The sequence below is a fragment of the Williamsia sp. Y844 genome (assembly GCF_056786475.1).
The window spans coordinates 2,506,514-2,528,956 of the sequence record NZ_JBXCJB010000001.1 but is presented as its reverse complement, the minus strand read 5'-3'; the positions used below and the strand labels follow the sequence as shown (position 1 = coordinate 2,528,956).

Below are 22,443 nucleotides of genomic sequence, written 5' to 3'. Positions count from 1 at the left end.
ATGGTTTTTGAGAAGATCAACTCGAAGGTTGTCAAGGTCGACGTCGGCCAGGCCGGTGGTGTGGTTGCCCGAAAAGGCGCCATGCTCTTCTACACCGGCCAGATTCAGTTCTCTCCGCACCAGATTCCCGGGGCCGGCGGAATGCCTGGTCTTGGCGGTATGGGTGCCATCGCCGGTATGGCAGGCCGGATGATGCGCGGTGAGCACGAGGCCACCATGATGGCGCAGGGGCACGGCCAGATCCACTACGGATTCGGCGGGCTCGCAGTACATGTCATCGACATGCCCCAGGGCGGCACCGTTACCGCCGATGCGTCCAGAACACTCGGTTACACCGCGGGTCTGCAGGCCTCCATCGTGTCGATGACGTCCCAGGGCAACGGCAACGGCGGCGACGGCGGCGGACGCGGCGGTGGTCTGATGGGAGCACTCCGCGGAGCGGCAACCGGCGCACTGACCGGCGACGGCATGTTCACCACTCAGTTGCAGGGAATGGGTTCGGTGGTCTTGCTGGCCCACGGCGAGGTGCTGGAGATCCAGGTCGGCGGCCAGTACCCGGTCGTCGTCGACCCGCAGGCGTTTGTCGGCACATTCGGAAATGTGCAGACCCAGCTGAAGTCGACCGCGGGCTGGCGCGATGCCGTCGGACGTGGAGCCGGCGAGGCGATGCAGTTGCTGTGCCAGGGGCAAGGGACCGTGTTCGTGCAAGCGTCCGAAGAAAAGCTGTAGGGGAAAGCCATGAGCGACATACTCAATCCGTCAATGCTGCAGGGCGATGACAACATTCCCGGCAACAGCTACGCGTACTACATGCAGATGACCAAGCCCTGGATCATGTCCAAGGGCGCCATGATCGCCTACTACGGGCAGATGCAGTTCCAGGCCCTCATCCAGGGCATGCAGACCTCGATGATGCAGCAACTCGCAGGCACCATCAGCGCACCGCTGTACATGGGCGACTTCATCATTGCCCAGGGACAGGGCACGCTCATCATCGGCGACCGTGGATACGACATCAACTCCTACGACCTCGAAGACGGCAACCTGACGGTGCGTGCCGCGAACCTCCTGGCATTCGAGCCGGGACTGCAGCTCAACCAGTCGATCGTCCCCGGATACCTCACGCTCATCGGAAGCGGTAAGTTCCTGGCGTCGTCGAATGGACCGGTCATGTTCGCCGAACCACCGCTTCGCGTCGACCCCGAAGCCCTTGTCGGATGGGCCGACTGCCCCTCCCCCAGTCATCATTACGACCAGAGCTGGGTGACCGGATTCATGGCCGCGGGCGCGGCCATGATGGGTGCGGCCAGTGGAGAAGAGCAGCAGTTCGACTTCACCGGATCCGGCACGGTCCTGATCCAGTCCAGCGAGAAGGTCATCAACGACCACAATCTGGTGCGCAGCCTGGAAAGTCAGATCCCGGGCCTGTCGTCGGTCGGGCTCACGCGGCTCAACCAGAAGATCCAGTCACAAATGGCGCAGCAGCAACAAAGTTACTGAGTCCGGGCAATATTCGGGTACATCCGGTGGACGGTCGGACTACAGCAGGTAGAGCAGTGTGAGTCCGGCCGCACACGCGGCCACAGAGAGAATCAACGAACCGGCGGCGTAGACCATTGCCGCACCACGTCGCTCTTGTTGGATCAGTTGAACGGTCTCGACACTCGCGGTACTGAATGTGGTGTAACCACCGCAGAATCCGGTACCGATGATGGCTTGCAATTCGGTGGCGCCCGCGTGATACATCACAGATCCGGCCACCGCGCCGATGATCAGGGAGCCGGTCACGTTGATGACACCGGTGCCCCACGGGAACGTCACCGAGATCCTGCGCTTGGCCTCCGAATCGATGACAAACCGGAGGACGGCACCCAGTGCCCCTGCCAGCGCCACCCAGAAGATCATCGGTGCCGCACCGATCTACCGTGAACCGCTGCTGCCGCCGATATCCCGGCCCAGGCCATCAGGCCTCCCACGACAACAGTCGTCGCCATATATCCCACCGCCGTACCGGGATTGCCGTCACGAAAGAGCAGCGTCGACTCCAGGGAAAACGCGCTGTAGGTCGTGAAGGTGCCACAGAATCCGGTCCCCAGGAACAACCGCGCGCGCTGACGCCACCCGATATCGGAGCCCATGCGAACCAGCGCCTCCAGCACCACGCCCAACACGAAGGCTCCGACCAGGTTGATCAGAAATGTGGTCCAGGGCCACCCGGATGGTTCAAAGGGGTAGGCCTTCTCCAGGAGATAGCGGGCTCCGGTACCCAACAGGCCGCCGACGAAGATCGGGACCAGCGCACTCAGGCGCAGATGCAACGGGCGGTCGGACATCTGTACGAATCTACTGCCCGCAAGCGGTACAGGCGATTTCACACGCAAAAGCCCCCCACGGCCGGGGGGATGGCCGTGGGGGGCTTTACGCCAGGCGATGCGGGCTGCGCATCACCTGCGGTCTCGGGTCAGGCGACCTGCGCCTGCCACATCCAGTGCAGCTGCTCGAGCCGCGCAGCAAAGCCGATCAGCAGATCCTGGGTGACCGGATCAGCCTTTTCGGTGGCCTCGATACGGGACCGCAGTCCGTCGACAACGGTCTTGATGTTGGCGACGATCTCCTTCACCACATCGACGTCCTTGGTCCAGCCATCGCCGAAACCCTTGGTGCCTGCCGTCTTTGCCACGGTCTCAGCCCGACCGTCCGGGCTGACACCGATCGCGGTGGCACGCTCTGCCGCGGCGTCGGTGAAGTCACGCGCAGCCGTGACCAGTTCATCCAGTTCGAGGTGAACCGAACGGAACTGCTGGCCGACGACGTTCCAATGCGCCTGCTTGGCAATCAGCGACAGGTCGATCATGTCGACAACGGTCTCCTGCAGCGCCTTACCTGCCACAGCCTGCTGGTCTTTGCTCAGTGTGCTGGTGATGGGATTGGTCATTCCGCTACCTCCTGTGCGCGCAAAAATGCGATTGAGTCTGTTGGGTTCAACCCTGGCCGACAGACGCCTATTCCCCGTTTCGGACGCCCTCTTCGACCCGCTTGCCCAGGTCTGCATCCACGTTTTTCCAGTACTCGAACACACGCGAGAAAACCGGCTCCCGAACGCCACCGAGCACGTGTCCAACGATGTTGCCCACCAGTCGTTCCCGGGCCTCATCGTCGAGCACCTCGCGATACAGGATTCCCGCCTGCGTGAAGTCACCGTCTTCGGCATGTTCGATGTAGCCGGCACGAATTGCCCGTCCGTCGAACTCCCACAGTCCTTCGTCGCCGGCCGCTTCTGGATCAGCATGCGGTCCGCCGAATGAATTCGGTGCATACACAGGGGTGTTCGGGTCACTGAAGGTGTAGGCCATCGCGCCTTCCTTCGAGTACGTGTTGACCGTGGCGGCCTTCGCCGCGTTCACCGGCAGTTGCGCAAAATTTGTCCCGATGCGGTGCCGATGGGCGTCGGCGTAGCTGAAGACCCGGCCGAGCAGCATCTTGTCGGGCGAAAAGCCGATTCCCGGAACCACATTCGACGGCCCGAACGACGCCAGCTCGATCTCGGAGAAGAAGTTCTCCGGATTCCGGTTCAGCGTCCACTTGCCGACCTCGATCAGCGGGTAGTCCTTCTGCGACCAGACCTTGGTCAGGTCAAACGGATTGAACCGGTATGCCTCTGCCTCTGCGACCGGCATGACCTGGACCTTCATCGTCCACGTCGGGAACTCGCCACGCTCGATGGCCTCATAGAGATCCTGGCGGTGGTAGTCGGGATCGGTACCGGCAAGTGTGTCGGCTTCGGCCTGGGTCAGGAACTCGATCCCCTGATCGGTCTTGAAGTGGTACTTCACCCAGAAGCGCTCACCTGCGGCGTTCACCCACTGGTAGGTGTGCGAACCGAAACCGTCCATGTTCCGCCAGCTCTTCGGGATGCCCCGGTCACCCATCAGCCAGGTCACCTGATGCGCAGTCTCCGGACGCAGCGTCCAGAAGTCCCACTGCATGTTGTGGTCACGCAAACCCGAACCGGGCAAGCGCTTTTGACTGCGGATGAAGTCAGGGAACTTGATGGGGTCCTTGATGAAGAAGATCGGCGTGTTGTTGCCGACGAGGTCGTAGTTGCCGTCCTCGGTGTAGAACTTCATCGCGAAGCCGCGGGGGTCGCGCCAGGTGTCAGGGCTGCCCTGCTCGCCGGCCACCGTTGAGAAGCGGACCAGCGATTCGGTCTTCTTGCCCGGCTGCAGGAACTTGGCCTTGGTGTACTTCGACACGTCTCCGGTGATCGTCAATTCGCCAAATGCGCCGCCGCCCTTGGCATGTACAACCCGCTCCGGGACCCGCTCGCGGTTGAACTGGGCGAGCTTCTCGATCAGGTAGTGATCGTGGAGCAGGATCGGCCCCTGGGTTCCTGCGGTCAGCGACTCGTTGTCGCTCGACACCGGGATCCCAGCGTTGGTGGTGGTCCGTGGGGTCATTTATTTACCTCCTGTTGAGTTCGCGCCGAGCGCTGCTCAATGCGTATTGAAAGGTGTTGCACTTCAAGAAGATATAAAGATACTGGCGCCGACCCCAATGGCCGGCGGCAGAGCTTCGGGGATCTAACCCTGCTCAGGCTTCACCTGGCATTGCGAGCAAAGTCCCCAGAACGTCACTTCGGCCTCGTCGATCATGAAGCCGTGATCGACATTTGGCTGCAGGCAGGGTGCCATCCCCACCACACAATCGACGTCACGGACCTCGCCGCAACTCCGACACACGAGGTGATGATGGTTGTCGCCGGTCCGACTCTCGTACCGAACGGAAGACCCGGCCGGTTCGATGCGGCGCAACAGTCCCCGCTCCGAGCAGACCCGCAGGACGTCGTACACGGTCTGCGTGGACACGCCCCCGAGCTGCTCGCGGACGCGGGCAGCAACGAAGTCGGCCGTGGAATGCGGATGGGTCTCCAGCAAGCCGAGAACAGCCAGGCGTGGCGCTGTCACCCGAAGACCCACCGCACGCAGCTGCTGCTGCGGGTCGCTGGGAGGCTGCTGGAAACTCATGAGACCGACCATACCGCCTTTTCTGGAATGAGTCCAGATAATATTTGGAATCTTTCCAGAAAACTCGAAATGGCAGGTAGCCGCCCTGATCGTGGCCATGAGGGTGATTGGAAGAACGGTAAACGGGGAACAACTCCGTGGTGACCACCTCATCGAACGACCCCATCGAAAACCCACCGAGCGAGACAGAAGACCGCGGGCAACCGGACAGCACCGTCTCGCTGACCGATGCCGCGCGGCCGGATGGGCCCCGCCCGATCGCCCGCGCATTGCTGGCAGTCGAGAATGTGAAAGCAGTCGACGGACCGGCCAACGCACTTGCCGGCCTCCTGCACACCAAGTTTCCTCCGGCAGCCCTGACATTCCTGCGCGGGCAGTGGCTGGGGCATCCGCTTCATCCCATCCTCGTGACCGTCCCCATCGGGGCCTGGATGGCCGTGCCGCTGCTCGATGCGACAGGCCAACGCGCCGCCGCCCAGCGTCTGGTCGCATTCGGGCTCATGGCCGCAGTTCCCGCCGGCGTCACCGGCCTCGTCGAATACACCACGCTCGACACACCTCAACGCCGTGTCGCGGTATTCCACATGGCGACGAACACGATCGGCATCGCCTGCTTCGCCCGATCCTGGCGAAAGCGTCGGCGTGGGAACGCAGTACGCGGATCGATCTGGTCGCTGGCAGGACTTGCCGTCTCCGGTGTCTCGGGTGCGCTGGGTGGACATCTCTCGTACGCCCAGAGCGCAGGGGTGTTGCGGGAACGGTAGGGCGAACGACTACCCCTGGCAATCAGCGCAGAAGTGCTTCGCCCGAATCGGACTGGACAGACGCACCGACGAGTTTCTCGAGCATTCGCGTCAACTTGGCGGCATCTCTGTCACCGACGGAATCCGAGAACTCCTTGATTGTGGGTTCGGTCAAGCTGTTCCAGTCGGCGAGGGCAGCGGTGCCCCGAGCCGACACGAGGATCAAAACCTTCCGTCGGTCGTTCGCGTCCGCGCGGCGCAATACCAGGTTGGACGACACGAGCTTGTCGATGATCTTGGTCAACGTCGGAGCAGGCATACCCACGTGATCTGCGATGGCAGTCATCGGCGAACCGGCGGTATCGGCAACAAAGTTCAGGATCCGCCATTGATCCACGGTCGAACCGCACTGTGCAAGGGCAACTTCGAGCCGCCGGGCCAACTCACGTTCGGCGAGCGTCAGCAAGCGGAAGAACCCCAGGGTTCCACCGGTTCCGCCCAGGGATGACTCCGCCATGCATAGAGACTCTAGACCAGTTCATTCGAAACGCCGATGTAGCAATCAGCGCCTACAGTGCACTCGTGAACATTGGCGATGCGAGCCACCCCACCCCTATCCAGGAGGAGCGGCTCCATCTGATCGCGCATCGCGAGGGTGTGCTCAACATTGCATTGGTGATCCCGTTACAGGGACCGGCGGGGCTGTTCGGCCCGTCCTGTGAGGCGTGCGCCCAACTCGCGGTGGAGGAGGCCAACGCCACCGACGGGGTGATGGGCCGTGAAGTTCGACTGATCGCTGTCGACGGCGGCCAGGCACCGCGCCGTGTCGCCGATGAGGTCGGCGCCTTGATCAACGCTTCGGCCATCGACGCCGTCACCGGGTGGCACATCTCTGCCGTCAGGGAGGTGCTCGCACCGCGGATCGGGGCACGCATCCCCTATGTTTACACCGCACTCTATGAAGGCGGCGAGCACCGGCCCGGCGTATTCCTGACCGGGGAAACTCCGGATCGCCAGCTCTGGCCTTCCTTGCGATGGTTCGACCGCAACGCCGGCATCCGACGTTGGGCCATCGTGGGCAACGACTACATCTGGCCCCGAATGTCATCACGATCGGCCACCAAGTTCCTACGGGCCGAGGGTGGCATCGTCTGCGACGAGATGTTTGTTCCGCTGGGAACCACCGAGTTCGGGTCGGTACTCCGTCGACTCGAGAGCAGCGGGTGCGAAGGGGTCCTGATGCTGCTGATCGGCGACGACGCGGTTGCGTTCAACCGACAGTTCGCGGCCGCGGGATTCGACCGAGACCTGATCCGCTTCAGCTCGCTGATAGACGAGAATGTCCTACTCGCTTCCGGTCCCGAGAACTCCCGCGGACTGATGACCGCCGCAGGATTTTTCGACGATCTGTCCACCGCTTCGAGCCTGGACTTCTCTGCCCAGTACTTCCATCGCTTCGGGTCTGGCGCACCGGTGCTCAACAGTCTCGGCGAATCGTGTTACGAAGGCATCCGATTGATCGTCGAACTCATGAGACGGTCCGGATCGACCCAGGTGAACCCGATGCGCGCGATCGCGGAGGGACTGACCTACGAAAGTCCCCGTGGCAAGGTGGAGATCCGTGACGGACATCTGAACCATTCCGTGTTCCTGGCTGCCGCAGACGGACTACAGTGGGATGTCTTGCACGAGTTGCAATCCTGACGTCCCGGGAGTCCCGTTCGTCACCTCGCCCAATGGGTTAACCGATCATTTACACAAAGACCCACTATTGTCACGTTCACTTTGAAATAGTTTCTATAGAAAGTATTTCAAGAGAAAGTGAATCCGTTGGCGACCTACACCTACCGCTGCCCCGAGTGCGGGGAGTTCGATCTAGCACTCCCAATAGGCTCTGCGAACCGAACCACCGAGTGCCTCACGTGCTGCCAGACGTCCACGCGCGTCTACTCCGGGCCGGCACTCCACGGGAGTGCGTCACCGCTGCGCCTGGTTCGCGAACTCAGCGAAGCCAGCTCCTCCGAACCCACCATCACCCGTCACGTCCCGGAAGCCGCACGCGCCCGGCCGGCCGGGGCGACAAACCCCCGCCACGCCCTCCTTCCACGCCCCTGACCAACCCCGGTCGTACCGAGCAACATCCCACGAATCAGGAGAATCACGTGCCCGAAGTCCTCTTCGATGTCGACCAGGCCAAACTCATGAAAGATCAAATGGTGCCAGGCCATAACCGCTGGCACCCCGACATCCCGGCCGTCGCGACCGTCCGGCCTGGTGCAGAGTTCCGCCTCGAGTGCCGCGACTGGACCGACAATCAGATCGGCAACAACGATTCGGCCGATGACGTCCGCGATGTCGACCTGAGCAAGGTCCACATGCTCAGCGGTCCGATCGCGGTCGAAGGCGCTGAGCCGGGCGACCTCCTCGTGGTCGACATCCTCGACATCGGACCTGTGCCACAGGCTGCGGGTCCCGGATCGGGTGAAGGATGGGGCTACACAGGCGTCTTCGCGAAGAAGAACGGCGGCGGCTTTCTGACCGACCACTATCCGGATGCCCTCAAGGCGGTGTGGGATTTCCACGGCCAGAAGGCGACATCCCGACACATACCTGGTGTCGAATACACGGGTATCACCCATCCCGGACTATTCGGCACCGCACCATCGGCAAAGATGCTATCGCGCTGGAATATCCGCGAACAGGCCTTGATCGACACCGACCCTCACCGGGTGCCGGCGCTGGCGCTGCCACCCCTGGCGAAGAACGCGGTCACCGGACTGGCCACCGGAGAGGTTGCCACCCGAATTGCCGAGGAGGGCGCGCGGACCGTTCCCCCACGCGAAAACGGCGGCAACCAGGACATCAAGAACTTCAGTCGCGGTTCACGGGTGTTCTATCCGGTCCACGTAGAGGGTGCCTTGTTCTCGGGCGGCGACCTCCACTTCAGTCAGGGCGACGGTGAGATCACATTCTGTGGCGCCGTGGAGATGGGTGGGTTCGTCGATGTACGGGTCGATCTGATCAAGGGTGGCATGGAGACCTACGGGGTGACCACCAACCCGATCTTCCTGCCCGGCAACGTCGAACCGCGTTACAGCGAGTTCCTCTCCTTTGTCGGAATCTCGGTTGACCATGAAACCGACACCAACTATTACCTCGACAGCACCCTGGCATATCGCAATGCATGCCTCAACGCCATCGAGTACCTCAAGAAGTTCGGATACACCGGTGAGCAGGCATATCTGCTCCTCGGTTCTGCACCGATCGAGGGGCGTCTGAGCGGCGTCGTCGACACCCCCAACTCGTGCTGCACGCTCTACCTGCCGACCGCCATCTTCGATTTCGAAATCAGGCCGTCGGCGGCCGGGCCAGTGAGTGTGGACAGGGGTCAATGCGCGACGAGTTCCGCTGCCATGTAACCGTTTTCAACAACCCATCCAACCTTCCAAGCAGAGAGAACCAATGATGAGCGAAACCGAAGTGCACATCTTCGAACTCGGAGATTTCACCACCCAGCACGGCGCCACCCTGCGTGGCGCACAACTGGCGTACACCACCTACGGTGAGCTCAACGCCGACAAGTCGAATGCCATCGTCTATCCGACGTGGTACTCCGGCCGACACTGGGACAACGAGTGGTTGCTCGGCCCAGGCCGTGCGCTCGACCCTGCGAACTACTTCATCATCATCCCGAATATGATCGGCAACGGCCTCTCGACGTCCCCGAGCAACACCGAGGGAGCCTATGCCGGACCACGGTTCCCCGACATCACCTTCTACGATCAGGTCCGTGCTCAGCACGCGCTCGTCACCGAGCAGTTCGGTATCGAGAAACTCGCGCTGGTCACCGGGTGGTCGATGGGTGCGGGACAGACCTACCAGTGGGGCGTGAGTTATCCCGAGATGGTCGAACGCATCGCACCGTTCTGTGGATCCCCGCGGACGGCCCCCCATAACCAGGTATTCCTCGACAGTATCGCCGCCGCACTGAAGGCGGATGCCAAGTTTGCGAACGGATGGTACGGCGATGACCTTCCGATCGTCGGACTCCGTGCGTTCGCGAGAGTCTATGCGGGGTGGGGTTTCTCGCAGGCGTTCTATTGGCACAAAGAGTACGAGAAACTCGGCTACACGTCACTGGAAGACTTCGTGGTCGGCTTCTGGGAGGGCTTCTTCCTCGATGGACGTGACCCGAACAACCTGTTGACGATGATCTGGACTTGGCGCAACGGAGATGTCGGTCTCACACCCGGATTCAACGGTGACACCGAGGCGGCGCTTGGGTCCATCCGGGCGACGTCCATCGTGATCCCCGCCGAAAAGGATCTCTACTTCCCGCCGGAGGACGAGGCCTGGGCCGTGAGTCACATGAGCAATGTGGAACTCCGCATCATGCCCGGGATCTGGGGTCACTTCGCCGGTGGTGGCAAGAATCCCGAAGACATCGATTTCATCGATGCCGCACTCCTTGAGTTGCTCGCCAAACCGGGTGGCCTGAGCTGACTTTCATCCATCGGTCGGGTGGGTTTTCCCGAACCCACCCGACTGTCTCGGTCACACCCACTCCACCTCTATGTCAGGACCTCCATGAAATTCACACTCCCCCATGAGATCAGCGCATCGATAGTGGCTTTTGCGACGGTCTTTCTCACGATGAGTCCGCTATTCATGCCCACCTGGGCCATCTTCATCACCTGGGCGGGGATCTTTCTGCTCGGCGGTCCGTCGCGTGAGAACGCGACGAAGATGGTCATCGCCACCACGGCGGGCACCGCGTTCGGCGTTGTCGCCCTCTACGTGAACAACACCATCAGCCCACATATCGGTGGCGGGACATTCGGTAAGACACTTGCGCTCGCCATCATCATCTTCGTGGTGAACGCATCGCTACTCACGCTCGGACGCCTTCCGCTCTTCAGCCTGATTCCAGGCATGTTCTTCGGATTCGCGTCGGTGACCGCAACCTACCTCGGCGGTTTCGGCTTCGACGCCGGAAATCTGGGTGCTGCTGCCGTCAGCTCCGCCGCGATGAGCGCGCTCGGTCCGCTCGCGGCATACCTCGGTGTGCGACTCATGAATGTGAAAGCCACACGTCTCGACGCTGCCGAACCCAGCCCGGCGACCTGACGATCTCGGTTCCCGTCACCCGCTGCCGGCTCCCGGGAGGCGGGATGTCGGGCCGCTGATCCGGACATTGATCCGAAGTCGGACATCGCCACCAACGGTGTCGGCGAGCACCTAAGCTGGGAACATCCGACTGGGCTGGGAGGCCACTATGTCGAACTTCTCACTGCGTGCTGCAGTACGTCTGATTGCGAGCTCCGCACTGATCACGGCAACGATATCCGTGGTGGGAGCCCCGGCGGCACAAGCCGCGGCGACCTGTCCAGGCGCCGGGCAAGCGCCGGTACTGGTCGCCCAGGTCCCAGGTGCCGCGCTCGAAGGTCTCACTGTCGATCCCGCCGGTCGTCTCTACACCACGGATCTGATCAGCGGCCGCCTGTTCCGGATCGATCGCCCGGGAGCCGGTGCCGTACCGGTGGCGACCGTCCCCAACGGCGGCGGCGGAGCCCTGGCCTGGACCCCGGACGGCACGCTTCTGGTCGGCTATGGCGCCGACGTACGGGTTCTTGTCGGCGATGTGTTGCGCGCAGCCTCCATCGCGAAGTTCTCGCCGTCCACCGGACAATTGACACCGTTTGTCACCGGGCTGAGTGCGGCGAACGGTTTGGCCGTGGCGGGCAACGGGACCATCTACGCCACCAACGATTTCGGCGCACTGGTCGGGCGGGTGTTCCCCAACGGGGCCGTGCAGCCGGATTGGGCCAACCTGCCGAGCGCCAACGGCGCGGTACTCGGCAACAACGACGGTTACCTCTACGTCTCACGAACATTTTTCAATCCGGGTGTCAGCCGGATCCCGGTCAACAACCCTGGCGCACCACAGTCTCTGGTCACATTCGGTGGCGGCGACGTGATCGCGGCGGCAGATGGTCTGACGCTGGATTCCCAGAACCGGCCGATCGTCCCCACCGACATCAGTGGCGAGATCTTGCGGGTCGACGGACCGAACAGGTTCTGCGCCCTGGCATCCGGAGTACCGGCGTCGAGCGTGGTCTCCTACGGCCGCAGCGACTCCGGGTTCTCGAAAGGACGGCTGTTCCGAGCCGGCTTCGACGGCAACATCTATGAGATCCCCGGTGCCTTCGATCCGAACGCGACCACCGCAGCACCGTAGCCAGTAGCCCGGTTGGGCACGGTCAATGGAGTTGTTGGTCGCTCGTTCCACGCAATCATCGAAGGAAAAGTTCGCGACCCCCAGCGGCTCAGCAGGTCGGCGGCTCCGGCCAATTCCTGAGCCCACCCGCGCAATTCGATGAGGTCGCGATCAGACCCGCACGCGGACCACCCGCACCACCGGAAGGTTCCGGCCACCCACGACACCGTGTTACCAATCGTGCGACCGCGGTGAAAGGTCTCGCGGAATCATCCGAAAGCGTGAGAGATTGCTGGTCTGACGGATATAAGGTGACCTCAACCAGTCGAGAAGGGGCACCTGCGGTGGCGGCAAAAACAGGCTCTGGGCTGGTCCTTGCGGTACTGGCATCAGGGCAGTTCCTGATGACACTCGACAGTTCGGTCATGAACGTCTCGATGGCAACGGTGGCCGACGACATCGGTACCACGATCACCGGGATCCAGACCGCGATCACGATGTACACGCTCGTGATGGCGAGCCTGATGATCACCGGCAGCAAGATCGGGACCATGCTCGGACGGCGCCGCGCTTTCGCGATCGGGCTGATCATCTACGGCGTCGGCTCGACGATCACCGCCCTGGCCCCGAATCTGACGGTGCTGCTCATCGGGTGGTCTCTGCTCGAGGGCATCGGGGCGGCGCTCATCATGCCCGCGATCGTCGCCTTGGTGGCCGCGAACTTCCCGGCCGACCGTCGCGCAGGCGCATACGGGTTGGTGGCGGCGGCCGGGGCGATGGCCGTCGCGGTGGGTCCGCTGCTCGGCGGTGCGGTCACGACATTCGCCTCATGGCGTTACGTCTTCGTCGGCGAGGTCGTGATCGTTGTCGCAATCCTGTTGGTACTGCGCAAGATCAACGACGTACCACCGGTCCGCATCCGGCTCGACTTCGTCGGGTCCGTCCTGTCCGTCGCGGGTCTGGGCATGTTCGTCTACGGCGTCCTGCGCTCGAGCGAATGGGGTTGGGTGCAGGCCAAGCCGGGCGGCACCGAACTCGTCGGCCTCTCGCCGGTGATCTGGCTGCTCCTCGGCGGCCTGCTCGTCCTCTACGGCTTCTTACGCTGGGAGACCCATCTCGCCGAGACCGATGGCGATCCACTGATCGATCCGGCGATGCTCCGCAATCGGCAACTCACCGGCGGATTGTCGATGTTCTTCGCGCAGTTCCTCGTCCAGGCAGGCGTCTTCTTCGCGGTCCCACTGTTCCTGTCGGTGGTTCTCGAATTGAGCGCCCTGCAAACCGGTGTCCGCATCCTGCCGCTGTCGATCGCTTTGATAGTCGCTGCCATCGGGATACCGAAGATCTGGCCGAAGGCGAATCCACGCCGGGTCATCCGGATCGGACTGACGTCGATGATCATCGGCATCGGAATCCTCGTCGCCGGAATGGATCCCGGGGCCAATGCCGGCGTCGTCATGATCCCGATGCTCTTCATGGGATTCGGGTTGGGCTCACTGTCCTCGCAGTTGGGCGCGGTGACGGTATCCGCGGTTCCCGATTCGCAGAGTGCCGAGGTCGGCGGGCTGCAGAACACCGCGACCAATCTCGGCGCATCGCTCGGTACCGCATTGATCGGCTCGATCCTCATCGCCACGCTCACCACGTCCGCCATCTCGGGCCTCGAGGACAACCCCGACGTCCCCGCGTCCGTCGCGCAACAGGCGTCAACCGAACTCGCGTCCGGAGTGCCGTTCGTGTCCAACACCCAACTCCAGGAATCGTTGACGAAGGCAGGCGTGCCGGCAGACACGGCCTCGGCGGTGATCGACGTGAACTCCGATGCCCGTCTGGAGGCGTTGCGGGCGGCGTTTGCACTGGCAGCCCTACTCGCCGTCGCCGCGCTCTTCGCGACCGGCCGGATCCCGCGAGCACCGGCAGGCACGCCGGCGGCAGCAGTCCAGACGACGGACTAGCTGCCCTTCGCGGCGGCTAGATCAGCAGGCCGAGCAGCAGGACCATGATCAGGCCGGAGACCGAGAGAACGGTTTCCATGATCGACCAGGTCTTGATCGTCTGGCCGACGGACATCCCGAAGTACTCCTTGACCAGCCAGAAGCCGGCGTCGTTGACGTGGGAGAAGAACACCGAACCGGCGCCGATGGCCAGCACCACCAGGGAGAGTTCGCCGCTGCTGAGTCCGTCGATGAGTCCGAGGATCAGTGAAGACGCGGTGATGGTCGCGATGGTCGCCGAGCCGGTCGCCAGCCTGATCAGTGCGGCAAGGACCCAGGCCAACAGGATGACCGAGATGTTGGCTTCTTTGGCCCAGTCGGCCAGAAGTGTGCCGATACCACTGTCGACGAGCACCTGCTTGAACCCGCCACCCGCGGAGACGATCAGCAGGATGCCGGCGATGGCCGGAAGTGCTGCACCCGTGCACTTTGCGATGGTGTCGCGATCCATGCCGGAACCCCGGCCGAGGGTGAACATCGCAACGACAACGGCGATCAGCAACGCGATGACCGGTGTGCCCATCACGTCGAGGACCTGCCGAACGATCTGATCATCGTTGTCGATGAAGATCTCGGCAATCGCCTTGCCCAGCATCAGGACAACCGGGAGCAGCACGCTGAAGATGGTGATGGCGAAGGACGGCCGCTTGGTGGTTTCACCATCGGCCGGGTCGGAGTCAAATGTGGTCGGGACCGGCAGCACAACCCAACGGCCCGCGAGCTTTCCGAAGAGCGGTCCGGCGACGATGATCGTCGGGACCGCGACCGCAACACCCAGGGCAAGCGTGGTGCCCAGGTCGGCACCGATGACATCGATGGCGACCAGCGGACCCGGATGCGGGGGCACGAAACCGTGCATCGCCGACAGGCCGGCCAATGCCGGGATACCGACGGTGACCAGCGACAGTCCGGAACGTCGCGCGACGAGGTAGATGACCGGCATCAGCAGCACCAGGCCGATCTCGAAGAACATCGGCAGGCCGATGATCGCGCCGACCAGTGCCATCGCCCACGGCAGCATGCGCGGTGAGGCATGTCCGACGATCGTGTCCACGATCTCGTCCGCGCCTCCGGAATCGGCGAGCAGCTTGGCGAACATCGCGCCGAGCGCGATCAGGATTCCGACGCCGGCGGCGGTGGATCCGAATCCTTTGGTGAATGAGTCGAGTACGTCCGGAATCGCTTCACCGGCAACAATTCCCACGGTGAGGCCACCGCCGACCAGCGCGAGGAAGGGATGAAACTTCGCGACGGTGATGAGAACGACGATCACCGCGATACCGGCAAGCGCCGCCAGGATCAGCTGCCAGCCGGGTGCTACGGGTTCAGGCAACTCCGTATCGGCTGCCAGCACAGCCATGGATCCGGCGTTCATCAGTTCTCCTCGGAGATGCTCGGGTCGACGCCGGCGGCGGCGACATAGGCCTCGACGATCTCGTCGATGGTTTGGTCGATGTTGATCTCGTAACCGTGCTCATCGGCCCCGAGAGGTTCGAGGGTCTCGAACTGTGAGGCGAGCAGCGACGGCGGCATGAAATGTCCGGGCCGGCTGGCCTGGCGTCGTCCGATCACCTCTGGCGTGCCGGACAGGTGCACAAATCGCACCGTCGGGCAGTGCGCACGGAGTTGGTCACGGTATTTGTGTTTGAGAGCCGAACAGCTCATCACGCCACCGTCGCCGTGCTCTGCGAGCCATTCACCGATCGTCTCGAGCCAGGGATACCTATCGGCGTCGTCGAGCGGATGGCCCGCCGACATCTTCGCGATGTTGGCTGCAGGGTGAAAGTCGTCGGCGTCAGCAAACGGGACGCGGAGCCGTTGCGCGAGCGCAGCGCCGACCGTCGACTTGCCCGAACCCGACACCCCCATCACAACCAGAGCTGATCGCATGCTTTCTCCTCGCCACGTCTGCTGACCCACCGCAGATCCCACTTCAATAGTCATACTTTTGTAAGGTTGTCCGTCATAAAACCAGTTCTTTGGTACACGAGCAAGCGAATGAGAAGATAATTGCGTGGCATCTGACACAACCGTGGGTGAATTGCATGGCAGTGTTGTGACCGATCTCGGAACTCGGATCGTGTCCGACGACCACTCCGCCGGGGATGTGCTGACACTCGATGGCGTCGGCAAGCACTACGGGGTGTCGAGGACGGTCGCACGCGAGGCCATCCGCGTACTGGAATCCATGGGCATGGTGGCCTCCCGCCGCAGGGTGGGGATCACCGTTCAGCCCAAGGAGATGTGGAACGTCTTCGACCCACGGCTGATCCGTTGGCGCCTCGACGCCGGTGAGCGAACAGAGTTCCTGTTGACGCTCTCAGAGTTACGTCGCGGATTCGAGCCGATCGCCGCGGCGCTCGCCGCCGAGCGCGCCGACGAGCATCAGTGCCGCATCCTGGCGGCCGCGGTCTCGGACATGGTGATGCACGGACGCTCCGGCGACCTCGACCAATACCTGCTCGCGGACAAGATCTTTCATCGCACCCTGCTCGAGGCAAGCGGCAACGAGATGTTCCGGGCGCTCAGCGATGTGGTCGGTGAGGTCCTCGCGGGACGGACCCATCACGGCATGATGCCCACCCGCCCGAATCCCGCAGCGATCGACCTCCACGATCAGGTCGCACGGGCCATCAGGCTCCGGGATCCGGAAGACGCGGAGCGGGCGATGCGCGAGATCATCGTCGAGGCCGCGGCCGCCGTTTCCGACCCGGGCAGCGCTCAGTAGCGGCTCCCGGGACGGAAGATCTGCGTCGGCTTCATCCGCTGCGACGACGGCAACCACTGATTGACGCCGCGGCGCAACGTGAACAGCGCAGAGAACAGCAGCAGCACAAACTGCAGCCATCCGACGATCCGAATCGCCGCAGGCACCGACGGGTAATCGAAGAGCAGGTCGATGCCCATCGGGATGCACAGCAGCATCACCAGAGCCATCGTCACGTAGATGTTGCGTGCACCGCGACTGCGGCGACGACCGACCGCGACGAGCAGCGGGTACTGGACGGCCAGCAGGACAAGGGTGGTGATCAACATCGCCGGCGGGAAGAACCCGGCAATCGAATCGATCTGGTCAGCCGGTGCCGCGTTGCTCGGGTCGTCCCGGACACCCTCGTGAAGACGATCTCTCAACAAGTCGGTGACCGAACCCAGATTCGCGAACCCGTAGATCACACCGATCAACGCCGCTCCTGCGGCACCGAGCCACAACAACCAGGCGTGGTACAAGGACGCCGGCGGCGGGGTGTCCACTTCGAGGTCGGCGTGGTCCTTGTCCTTGGACGTCCGGCCCTGCGCGATCCTGGCCATGTCGGCCGCGTCGAGTTCGGCCAGCGACGGCATCCCTTCCAGATCCGGCGGCACGATCACCGAGTCGTCCGGCCCGGCCTCTGATTTCTCGAGGTTCGGGCGGTCGCGCTTCGGTTCAGTCGGCTGATCCCCTGGGTCCTGCGTCACACTGTCGATTGTTGCATTCGCGAAACCCTCTCCCCCCGCAGGCCATGGCGACAAAATGAAGCGAGTTTGGTTTCACGGGAAACCGCGAGGCCAGGCGGCGATCAGCCGATCTTCAACATCCGGCCGATCGTTGCCTGCCACAGGGCGCCGTCGGCGCTGATCGTCCCGGTGAGCTGCATCGGTTCATCGACGGGTGCGACCCCAACCTGGGTACGCGCCCGACGCTGCCCGGTGTGGAAGTCGACGGCCGTGTAGTAGACCGGGCCGACCTGCTGCACTCCGCCACCAGGTGGAAGCGGGCCATAGCTCAGCGCGTAGATCAGACCATCGGCGCGGGAGAGTTTGGGCAGGGTGGCCATGCGGTCATCGCTTTCCCACACCCGATGGCATCCGTTGTCGGACACATCGATACGTGTCATCCCACCGGTAAATGCCGCTGCCGGTGGGTCACTCGGTCCTGAGGTGGCAAACGGTGGATATTGGAAGCCGTAGGTGCTCGGTATGACGATGGAGTTGCCCCATGCCATCGGCGAGTTCTCGGTTCCCTGCCCGGATGTTCCGAACGCGTCGGTGCTGCAGACCGGCGAACCGTCGTCGGAGCGATAGACAAGCAGCTTGGGCCGCGGCGCATTGTCGACAATTGCCACCCATTCGTCGCTGTTCGGACCGAAATAGGTTGGCGTGGTGCCTGATCCCGGTGCCAGCTGGCCTGGTCGTCGAACGCCTCCGGTCTCGTACGCGGCCCGCCAGATGATCAGCGGTACCCCCTCCTGATCAGCCCGCATCTCGTACAGCGCCCGGCTGGTCAGGATCGACGCCCCGGCCCGGCGGATGGTGAGACCGTTGGTGAGCTTCTCACCGTCCGGCAATTGTGTGGACCCGATATGGCCACTCGCATCGACGGTGCCGATCACACCGCCGGTGGTTGCAAACCAGATACGCCCGTCGAAGTCCGGCGCGAGTCCGGTGATGGCGTCGCCGGAGGGGATCTCGTCACTGACGTCCAGGCGCTCATCGATGAACAGCTGCCAGCGACCGTCGGGATTCTTACGGTGGGCGATCTTGAGGATCGAACCCGAACCGTCCGCCATCACGACGCGGTCGCGGCTGTCGAGATAGCCGTACACACCGCCGAGCAGTCCACCTTTGGTCAGTTGCAATGACGCGATCGGCGCAGCGGTCGCGGGGTCGAAGAGCGCCACGGTCGGGACGGCAAATCCTGGTGGATCGATTCCGACATAGCCGGTGCAGAGCGCGACCGGCAGGCCGTCGCTCCCGATGAACGTTGCCGCACAGGCACCACCGGGCAGCGACGACGCGATCAGCGTTCCATCGCCCCCAGGTCCGGCATTGGGCGTCGAATCGGTCGATGCCAGATCTCCGTGGATGAGTGCGGTTCCGGCCGGGCCGACGTCAGGGGCACCCGGATCAGCCTGCGCGGCTGGTGCTGTCATCACCAACGACACGATCACCGCGAGAAACAACACCGTCCAACTCCCAGAGCGCGTCACCCGCATATCCAAGCACGAACCGGATAACTCGCCCTGGAAACTGGCAAATACCGGGACGCCGAGGGCTATTTGCCCTCGGAGTGCTGTTATTTGACAGTCTTCAGGGTGATTGAAGCCGGAGCCACGTCCAATACGTCTGATCTCCATGGATTTCGGTGTCTATTCGACAAAGGAACTGCACCGGCACGGGCTGGACGATTGGAAGATCCGGCGCGAAGCCGAGTCCGGCTCGCTCGTCGGACTGCGGCGCGGTTGGTATGCGACGCCGACTGCTGATCCCGACGTGGTCGAAGCGGTCCGGGCCGGCGGGGTGCTCGGCTGCGTGTCCGCGCTACGCAAACATGAGCTGTGGGTGCCGCCCGGATATCGGCGGGTCCACACCCGACCGACCCGGCACGGCGAACTGACGAGCAGTCGAGCGTGCAGAGGATTCGGGCGCCCTCCCCCAGCTCTGACCGCCGTAGATCCGGTCCCCACCGCTTTGCTCACCGCCGCAAAATGCATGAGTTCCGAGCACTGGATCGCCACCTGCGATTCGGCCATGAACACCGCCGACCTATCGGTGTCACAGATGGTCACGGAGATGGGCCCGGCGGCCAGGCGAGTGGCCGCGCTCCTGAAGAAATGTGATCCGACGTCCCAGTCGGGCACGGAATCCATTGCCCGGGTACGACTGCGGGCGATCGGATTCACGGTGGTCGTTCAGCCGCAGATCTCCGGTGTCGGCCGGGTGGACCTAGGAGTCGGGCGGCTACTTCTCGAGTGCGACAGCATGACCCATCACACCAGCTTGGAGAACTACCACAACGATCGTCGTCGCGACCGTCGCGCATTGGTCGACGGCTGGATGACCATGCGCATCACCTACGACGACGTGCTCTACGGCTGGGACGGCGTGCTCGCCGATATCCGGGCGATCGCCCGGTCCGATCGCCACCGCACGCGACCGCGGCCCTGAAGTCTGGCAAATACAGGAACTCCGAGGGCTATTTGCCCTCGGAGCCCTGCTATTTGACAGTTTTCAGGGTGTCAGACCCGACTAGACCAGGAGTTCGGCAATCTGGATGGTGTTGAGCGCCGCACCTTTACGGAGGTTGTCACCCGAGACGAACAGTGCCAACCCACGGCCTTCCGGAGCACCCGGATCCTGACGAATACGTCCGACCAGGGAGTTGTCTTTACCGGCAGCCTCGAGCGGGGTCGGAACCTCGGTCACTGTGACACCGGGCGCACCCTCGAGGAGCTTGGTGGCTTCCTCGACAGACAGCGGGCGCTCGAACTCGGCATTGATCGACAGCGAGTGGCCGGTGAACACCGGAACCCGCACGCAGGTTCCGCTGACCAGCAAATCGGGGAGTCCGAGGATCTTGCGCGATTCGTTGCGCAGCTTCTGATCCTCGTCCGTCTCACCGGAGCCGTCGTCGACCAGCGCGCCGGCCAACGGCAACACATTGAAGGCAATGGGCGCAACGTATTTCACCGGATCAGGCAACGAGACCGCGGATCCGTCGTGGACCAGCTTCTCGGCGTCATCGATACCGGCACGCAACTGCGACACCAGCTCTTCGACGCCGGCCAGGCCGCTTCCGGACACCGCCTGGTACGACGAAATGATCAGGCGCTGCAGCCCGGCTGCATCATGCAGAGGCTTGAGGACCGGCATCGCGGCCATCGTGGTGCAGTTCGGGTTGGCGATGATGCCCTTCTTGGGATTGCGCGCTTCCTCACCGTTGACCTCTGAAACCACCAGCGGCACATCGGGATCCTTGCGCCACGCCGACGAGTTGTCGATCACCGTGACACCGGCGGCGGCAAAACGAGGTGCCTGCTCGCGGGACATGGTGGCACCGGCCGAGAACAGCGCGATGTCGAGTCCGGCGGGATCTGCCGTTGCGGCATCTTCCACCACGATCTCACCGCCACGCCACGGGAGCTTCTTGCCTGCCGACCGCGGCGATGCAAAGAACCGGATCTCGTCGGCGGGAAAATTACGCTCTTCCAGCAGCTTTCGCATGACGGTGCCAACCTGACCGGTGGCACCGACTACGCCTACACGTACACCCATGGTTATCGCCCCGTTCCGCCGTAGACAGTGGCTTCTTCTTCGCCACCGAGGTCGAAGGCGGCGTGCAGCGCGCGCACGGCGTCGTCGAGTTCAGTGTCGCGGCACAGCACCGAGATGCGGATCTCCGAAGTCGAGATGAGTTCGATGTTGATCCCGGCCTCCGACAACGCTTCGCAGAATGTCGCGGTGACGCCCGGGTGCGACTTCATTCCGGCACCGACCAGCGAGACCTTGCCGATGAGATCGTCGTAAAGGATGGAGCTGAAGCCGATTTCGTCTTTGAGCTTCGTCAGTTTCTCGACGGCCAGCGGCCCGACTTCCTTCGGACACGTAAAGGTGATGTCCGTCTTTCCGGTCGCGACCTCGGACACGTTCTGCAGAACCATGTCGATGTTGATCTCGGCATCGGCGACTGCGCGGAACACCTTGGCGGCATAGCCGGGCTTGTCGTCGAGCCCGACGATGGTCACCTTGGCCTCGCTGCGGTCGTGGGCAACGCCGGTGAGGATGGCTTCTTCCACGGGAATGTCCTCCATCGATCCGGACACCATGGTGCCGGGCTTGTTTGAGTACGACGAGCGCACATGAACGGGAACGTTGTAGCGGCGGGCATATTCCACACACCGCAGCATCAGGACCTTTGCGCCACAGGCCGCCATCTCGAGCATCTCCTCGAAGGAGACGGTGGCCAGATGCTTGGCGTTCGGGACGATCCGGGGATCGGCGGTGTAGATGCCGTCGACGTCGGTGTAGATCTCGCAGACGTCGGCATTGAGCGCGGCCGCGAGAGCAACTGCGGTGGTGTCCGAACCACCGCGTCCGAGCGTGGTGATGTCTTTGGTGTCTTGCGAGACACCTTGGAAACCGGCGACCAGGACGATCTTGCCTTCGTCGAGCGCCGACCGGACGCGGCCGGGCGTGACGTCGATGATCTTCGCCTTGCCGTGACTGCTGGTGGTGATCACGCCTGCTTGAGACCCGGTGAACGACTGCGCCTCGGCGCCAAGGGAGCTGATCGCCATCGCCACCAGGGCATTGGAGATCCGCTCACCAGAGGTGAGCAGCATGTCCATTTCCCGCGGTGGGGGTGATGGACAAACCTGCTCCGCCAGGTCGAGGAGTTCATCGGTGGTGTCACCCATCGCGGACACGACGACCACAACGTCATTGCCGGCTTTGCGCGTCGCGACAATGCGCTCCGCTACCCGGCGAATGCGTTCGGCGTCGCCCACTGACGAGCCACCGTACTTCTGCACGACCAGAGCCACGCAGTTTCCTTTCTCTCTCTTGCATCGAGCTGCCAGAAATCAGACAGCAGGAAAAACCCAGGGCCGCTACTGCCCCGTGCAAGGATAGCCACCTGCATCTTCACGTGCGCCGACGCATCGGACGCAGCCACTCGGTCGATGTCCGCGGCCGGTCCACACTAGGAT

Annotated in this window: 23 protein-coding genes; 11 read left to right on the top strand and 12 right to left on the bottom strand. The window is 63.1% G+C overall.

Annotation, left to right across the window (positions count from 1 at the left end; translation table 11 throughout):
- Positions 1-729, top strand: coding sequence for an AIM24 family protein (locus AC1TQG_RS11600; protein WP_482137049.1), 729 nt, complete (start codon positions 1-3; stop codon positions 727-729).
- A gap of 9 nt (positions 730-738) precedes the next feature.
- On the top strand, positions 739-1,500 hold the full coding sequence (locus AC1TQG_RS11595; protein ID WP_482137048.1) for an AIM24 family protein: 762 nt from the start codon (positions 739-741) through the stop codon (positions 1,498-1,500).
- Positions 1,501-1,539: 39 nt separating this feature from the next.
- On the opposite strand, the gene crcB is transcribed toward AC1TQG_RS11595, so the two are convergent.
- The 5 genes from crcB to AC1TQG_RS11570 form a co-directional block, all read right to left on the bottom strand.
- Positions 1,540-1,905 (bottom strand): fluoride efflux transporter CrcB, encoded by a 366-nt coding sequence (gene crcB / locus AC1TQG_RS11590; RefSeq protein ID WP_482137047.1) that lies wholly within the window; start codon positions 1,903-1,905, stop codon positions 1,540-1,542.
- Entirely contained in the window at positions 1,902-2,333 is a 432-nt protein-coding gene (locus tag AC1TQG_RS11585) for a fluoride efflux transporter FluC (RefSeq protein WP_482137046.1), read from the bottom strand. Before AC1TQG_RS11585 ends, crcB begins: the two co-directional genes overlap by 4 nt.
- Before the next feature lie 128 nt (positions 2,334-2,461).
- Positions 2,462-2,935, bottom strand: a complete 474-nt coding sequence (locus AC1TQG_RS11580) for a Dps family protein (RefSeq protein WP_482137045.1) — start codon at positions 2,933-2,935, stop codon at positions 2,462-2,464.
- Positions 2,936-3,002: 67 nt separating this feature from the next.
- The gene (locus tag AC1TQG_RS11575; protein WP_482137044.1) at positions 3,003-4,457 is read right to left on the bottom strand and encodes a catalase; all 1,455 of its coding nucleotides are present in this window, start codon (positions 4,455-4,457) and stop codon (positions 3,003-3,005) included.
- A gap of 123 nt (positions 4,458-4,580) precedes the next feature.
- Positions 4,581-5,024: a Fur family transcriptional regulator gene (locus AC1TQG_RS11570; RefSeq protein ID WP_482137043.1), complete on the bottom strand. Its 444-nt coding sequence runs from the start codon at positions 5,022-5,024 to the stop codon at positions 4,581-4,583.
- A 140-nt stretch (positions 5,025-5,164) separates the two neighbouring features.
- Here AC1TQG_RS11570 and AC1TQG_RS11565 point away from each other — a divergent pair, with 140 nt between their 5' ends.
- Positions 5,165-5,788, top strand: a complete 624-nt coding sequence (locus AC1TQG_RS11565) for a DUF2231 domain-containing protein (protein ID WP_482137042.1) — start codon at positions 5,165-5,167, stop codon at positions 5,786-5,788.
- Between the two features lie 22 nt (positions 5,789-5,810).
- Here the strand turns inward: AC1TQG_RS11565 and AC1TQG_RS11560 are convergent, their stop codons facing one another.
- Entirely contained in the window at positions 5,811-6,284 is a 474-nt protein-coding gene (locus AC1TQG_RS11560; RefSeq protein WP_482137041.1) for a MarR family winged helix-turn-helix transcriptional regulator, read from the bottom strand.
- Between the two features lie 65 nt (positions 6,285-6,349).
- On the opposite strand from AC1TQG_RS11560, the gene AC1TQG_RS11555 reads away from it, so the two are divergent.
- The 6 genes from AC1TQG_RS11555 to AC1TQG_RS11530 all read left to right on the top strand — a co-directional run bounded on the left by AC1TQG_RS11555 (position 6,350) and on the right by AC1TQG_RS11530 (position 13,939).
- Positions 6,350-7,471 (top strand): substrate-binding domain-containing protein, encoded by a 1,122-nt coding sequence (locus AC1TQG_RS11555; protein WP_482137040.1) that lies wholly within the window; start codon positions 6,350-6,352, stop codon positions 7,469-7,471.
- 458 nt (positions 7,472-7,929) lie between these two features.
- On the top strand, positions 7,930-9,186 hold the full coding sequence (gene fmdA, locus AC1TQG_RS11550) for a formamidase (protein WP_482137039.1): 1,257 nt from the start codon (positions 7,930-7,932) through the stop codon (positions 9,184-9,186).
- Between the two features lie 43 nt (positions 9,187-9,229).
- The gene (locus AC1TQG_RS11545) at positions 9,230-10,270 is read left to right on the top strand and encodes an alpha/beta fold hydrolase (protein ID WP_482137038.1); all 1,041 of its coding nucleotides are present in this window, start codon (positions 9,230-9,232) and stop codon (positions 10,268-10,270) included.
- A gap of 84 nt (positions 10,271-10,354) precedes the next feature.
- Positions 10,355-10,894 (top strand): DUF1097 domain-containing protein, encoded by a 540-nt coding sequence (locus AC1TQG_RS11540; protein ID WP_482137037.1) that lies wholly within the window; start codon positions 10,355-10,357, stop codon positions 10,892-10,894.
- 148 nt (positions 10,895-11,042) lie between these two features.
- Positions 11,043-12,005 (top strand): SMP-30/gluconolactonase/LRE family protein, encoded by a 963-nt coding sequence (locus AC1TQG_RS11535; protein WP_482137036.1) that lies wholly within the window; start codon positions 11,043-11,045, stop codon positions 12,003-12,005.
- 290 nt (positions 12,006-12,295) lie between these two features.
- Positions 12,296-13,939 (top strand): MFS transporter, encoded by a 1,644-nt coding sequence (locus AC1TQG_RS11530; protein ID WP_482137035.1) that lies wholly within the window; start codon positions 12,296-12,298, stop codon positions 13,937-13,939.
- Between the two features lie 16 nt (positions 13,940-13,955).
- Here AC1TQG_RS11530 and AC1TQG_RS11525 read toward each other — a convergent pair whose 3' ends face one another.
- Both AC1TQG_RS11525 and AC1TQG_RS11520 read right to left on the bottom strand, forming a co-directional pair.
- Entirely contained in the window at positions 13,956-15,353 is a 1,398-nt protein-coding gene (locus AC1TQG_RS11525; protein WP_482137034.1) for a GntT/GntP/DsdX family permease, read from the bottom strand.
- Positions 15,353-15,868: a gluconokinase gene (locus tag AC1TQG_RS11520; RefSeq protein WP_482137033.1), complete on the bottom strand. Its 516-nt coding sequence runs from the start codon at positions 15,866-15,868 to the stop codon at positions 15,353-15,355. The genes AC1TQG_RS11525 and AC1TQG_RS11520 overlap by 1 nt, the downstream gene beginning before the upstream one ends.
- 124 nt (positions 15,869-15,992) lie before the next feature.
- Here AC1TQG_RS11520 and AC1TQG_RS11515 point away from each other — a divergent pair, with 124 nt between their 5' ends.
- On the top strand, positions 15,993-16,706 hold the full coding sequence (locus tag AC1TQG_RS11515) for a FadR/GntR family transcriptional regulator (RefSeq protein ID WP_482137032.1): 714 nt from the start codon (positions 15,993-15,995) through the stop codon (positions 16,704-16,706).
- Here the strand turns inward: AC1TQG_RS11515 and AC1TQG_RS11510 are convergent.
- Together AC1TQG_RS11510 and AC1TQG_RS11505 are read right to left on the bottom strand one after the other, a co-directional pair.
- Positions 16,700-17,434 (bottom strand): hypothetical protein, encoded by a 735-nt coding sequence (locus AC1TQG_RS11510; RefSeq protein ID WP_482137031.1) that lies wholly within the window; start codon positions 17,432-17,434, stop codon positions 16,700-16,702. The two genes, AC1TQG_RS11515 and AC1TQG_RS11510, sit on opposite strands and share 7 nt — an antisense overlap.
- 101 nt (positions 17,435-17,535) lie before the next feature.
- Positions 17,536-18,951: a hypothetical protein gene (locus AC1TQG_RS11505; RefSeq protein WP_482137334.1), complete on the bottom strand. Its 1,416-nt coding sequence runs from the start codon at positions 18,949-18,951 to the stop codon at positions 17,536-17,538.
- A 139-nt stretch (positions 18,952-19,090) separates the two neighbouring features.
- Here AC1TQG_RS11505 and AC1TQG_RS11500 point away from each other — a divergent pair, with 139 nt between their 5' ends.
- Positions 19,091-19,903, top strand: a complete 813-nt coding sequence (locus AC1TQG_RS11500) for an endonuclease domain-containing protein (protein ID WP_482137030.1) — start codon at positions 19,091-19,093, stop codon at positions 19,901-19,903.
- Between the two features lie 81 nt (positions 19,904-19,984).
- Here AC1TQG_RS11500 and AC1TQG_RS11495 read toward each other — a convergent pair whose 3' ends face one another.
- Both AC1TQG_RS11495 and AC1TQG_RS11490 read right to left on the bottom strand, forming a co-directional pair.
- A complete protein-coding gene (locus tag AC1TQG_RS11495; RefSeq protein ID WP_482137029.1) occupies positions 19,985-21,010 on the bottom strand; it encodes an aspartate-semialdehyde dehydrogenase in 1,026 nt (341 codons plus the stop codon).
- 2 nt (positions 21,011-21,012) lie between these two features.
- Positions 21,013-22,278 carry an aspartate kinase gene (locus tag AC1TQG_RS11490; RefSeq protein WP_482137028.1) on the bottom strand — a complete coding sequence of 422 codons (1,266 nt, stop codon included), beginning with the start codon at positions 22,276-22,278 and terminating at the stop codon, positions 21,013-21,015.
- Positions 22,279-22,443 lie beyond the last annotated feature (165 nt).

Bases quoted from the DNA above. Each gene is read 5' to 3' on its own strand.
- AC1TQG_RS11600 (WP_482137049.1), top strand. From the start codon at position 1: ATGGTTTTTGAGAAGATCAACTCGAAGGTTGTCAAGGTCGACGTCGGC.
- AC1TQG_RS11595 (WP_482137048.1), top strand. From the start codon at position 739: ATGAGCGACATACTCAATCCGTCAATGCTGCAGGGCGATGACAACATT.
- crcB (WP_482137047.1), bottom strand. From the start codon at position 1,905: ATGATCTTCTGGGTGGCGCTGGCAGGGGCACTGGGTGCCGTCCTCCGG.
- AC1TQG_RS11585 (WP_482137046.1), bottom strand. From the start codon at position 2,333: ATGTCCGACCGCCCGTTGCATCTGCGCCTGAGTGCGCTGGTCCCGATC.
- AC1TQG_RS11580 (WP_482137045.1), bottom strand. From the start codon at position 2,935: ATGACCAATCCCATCACCAGCACACTGAGCAAAGACCAGCAGGCTGTG.
- AC1TQG_RS11575 (WP_482137044.1), bottom strand. From the start codon at position 4,457: ATGACCCCACGGACCACCACCAACGCTGGGATCCCGGTGTCGAGCGAC.
- AC1TQG_RS11570 (WP_482137043.1), bottom strand. From the start codon at position 5,024: ATGAGTTTCCAGCAGCCTCCCAGCGACCCGCAGCAGCAGCTGCGTGCG.
- AC1TQG_RS11560 (WP_482137041.1), bottom strand. From the start codon at position 6,284: ATGGCGGAGTCATCCCTGGGCGGAACCGGTGGAACCCTGGGGTTCTTC.
- AC1TQG_RS11545 (WP_482137038.1), top strand. From the start codon at position 9,230: ATGATGAGCGAAACCGAAGTGCACATCTTCGAACTCGGAGATTTCACC.
- AC1TQG_RS11540 (WP_482137037.1), top strand. From the start codon at position 10,355: ATGAAATTCACACTCCCCCATGAGATCAGCGCATCGATAGTGGCTTTT.
- AC1TQG_RS11535 (WP_482137036.1), top strand. From the start codon at position 11,043: ATGTCGAACTTCTCACTGCGTGCTGCAGTACGTCTGATTGCGAGCTCC.
- AC1TQG_RS11525 (WP_482137034.1), bottom strand. From the start codon at position 15,353: ATGAACGCCGGATCCATGGCTGTGCTGGCAGCCGATACGGAGTTGCCT.
- AC1TQG_RS11520 (WP_482137033.1), bottom strand. From the start codon at position 15,868: ATGCGATCAGCTCTGGTTGTGATGGGGGTGTCGGGTTCGGGCAAGTCG.
- AC1TQG_RS11505 (WP_482137334.1), bottom strand. From the start codon at position 18,951: ATGCGGGTGACGCGCTCTGGGAGTTGGACGGTGTTGTTTCTCGCGGTG.
- AC1TQG_RS11500 (WP_482137030.1), top strand. From the start codon at position 19,091: ATGGATTTCGGTGTCTATTCGACAAAGGAACTGCACCGGCACGGGCTG.
- AC1TQG_RS11495 (WP_482137029.1), bottom strand. From the start codon at position 21,010: ATGGGTGTACGTGTAGGCGTAGTCGGTGCCACCGGTCAGGTTGGCACC.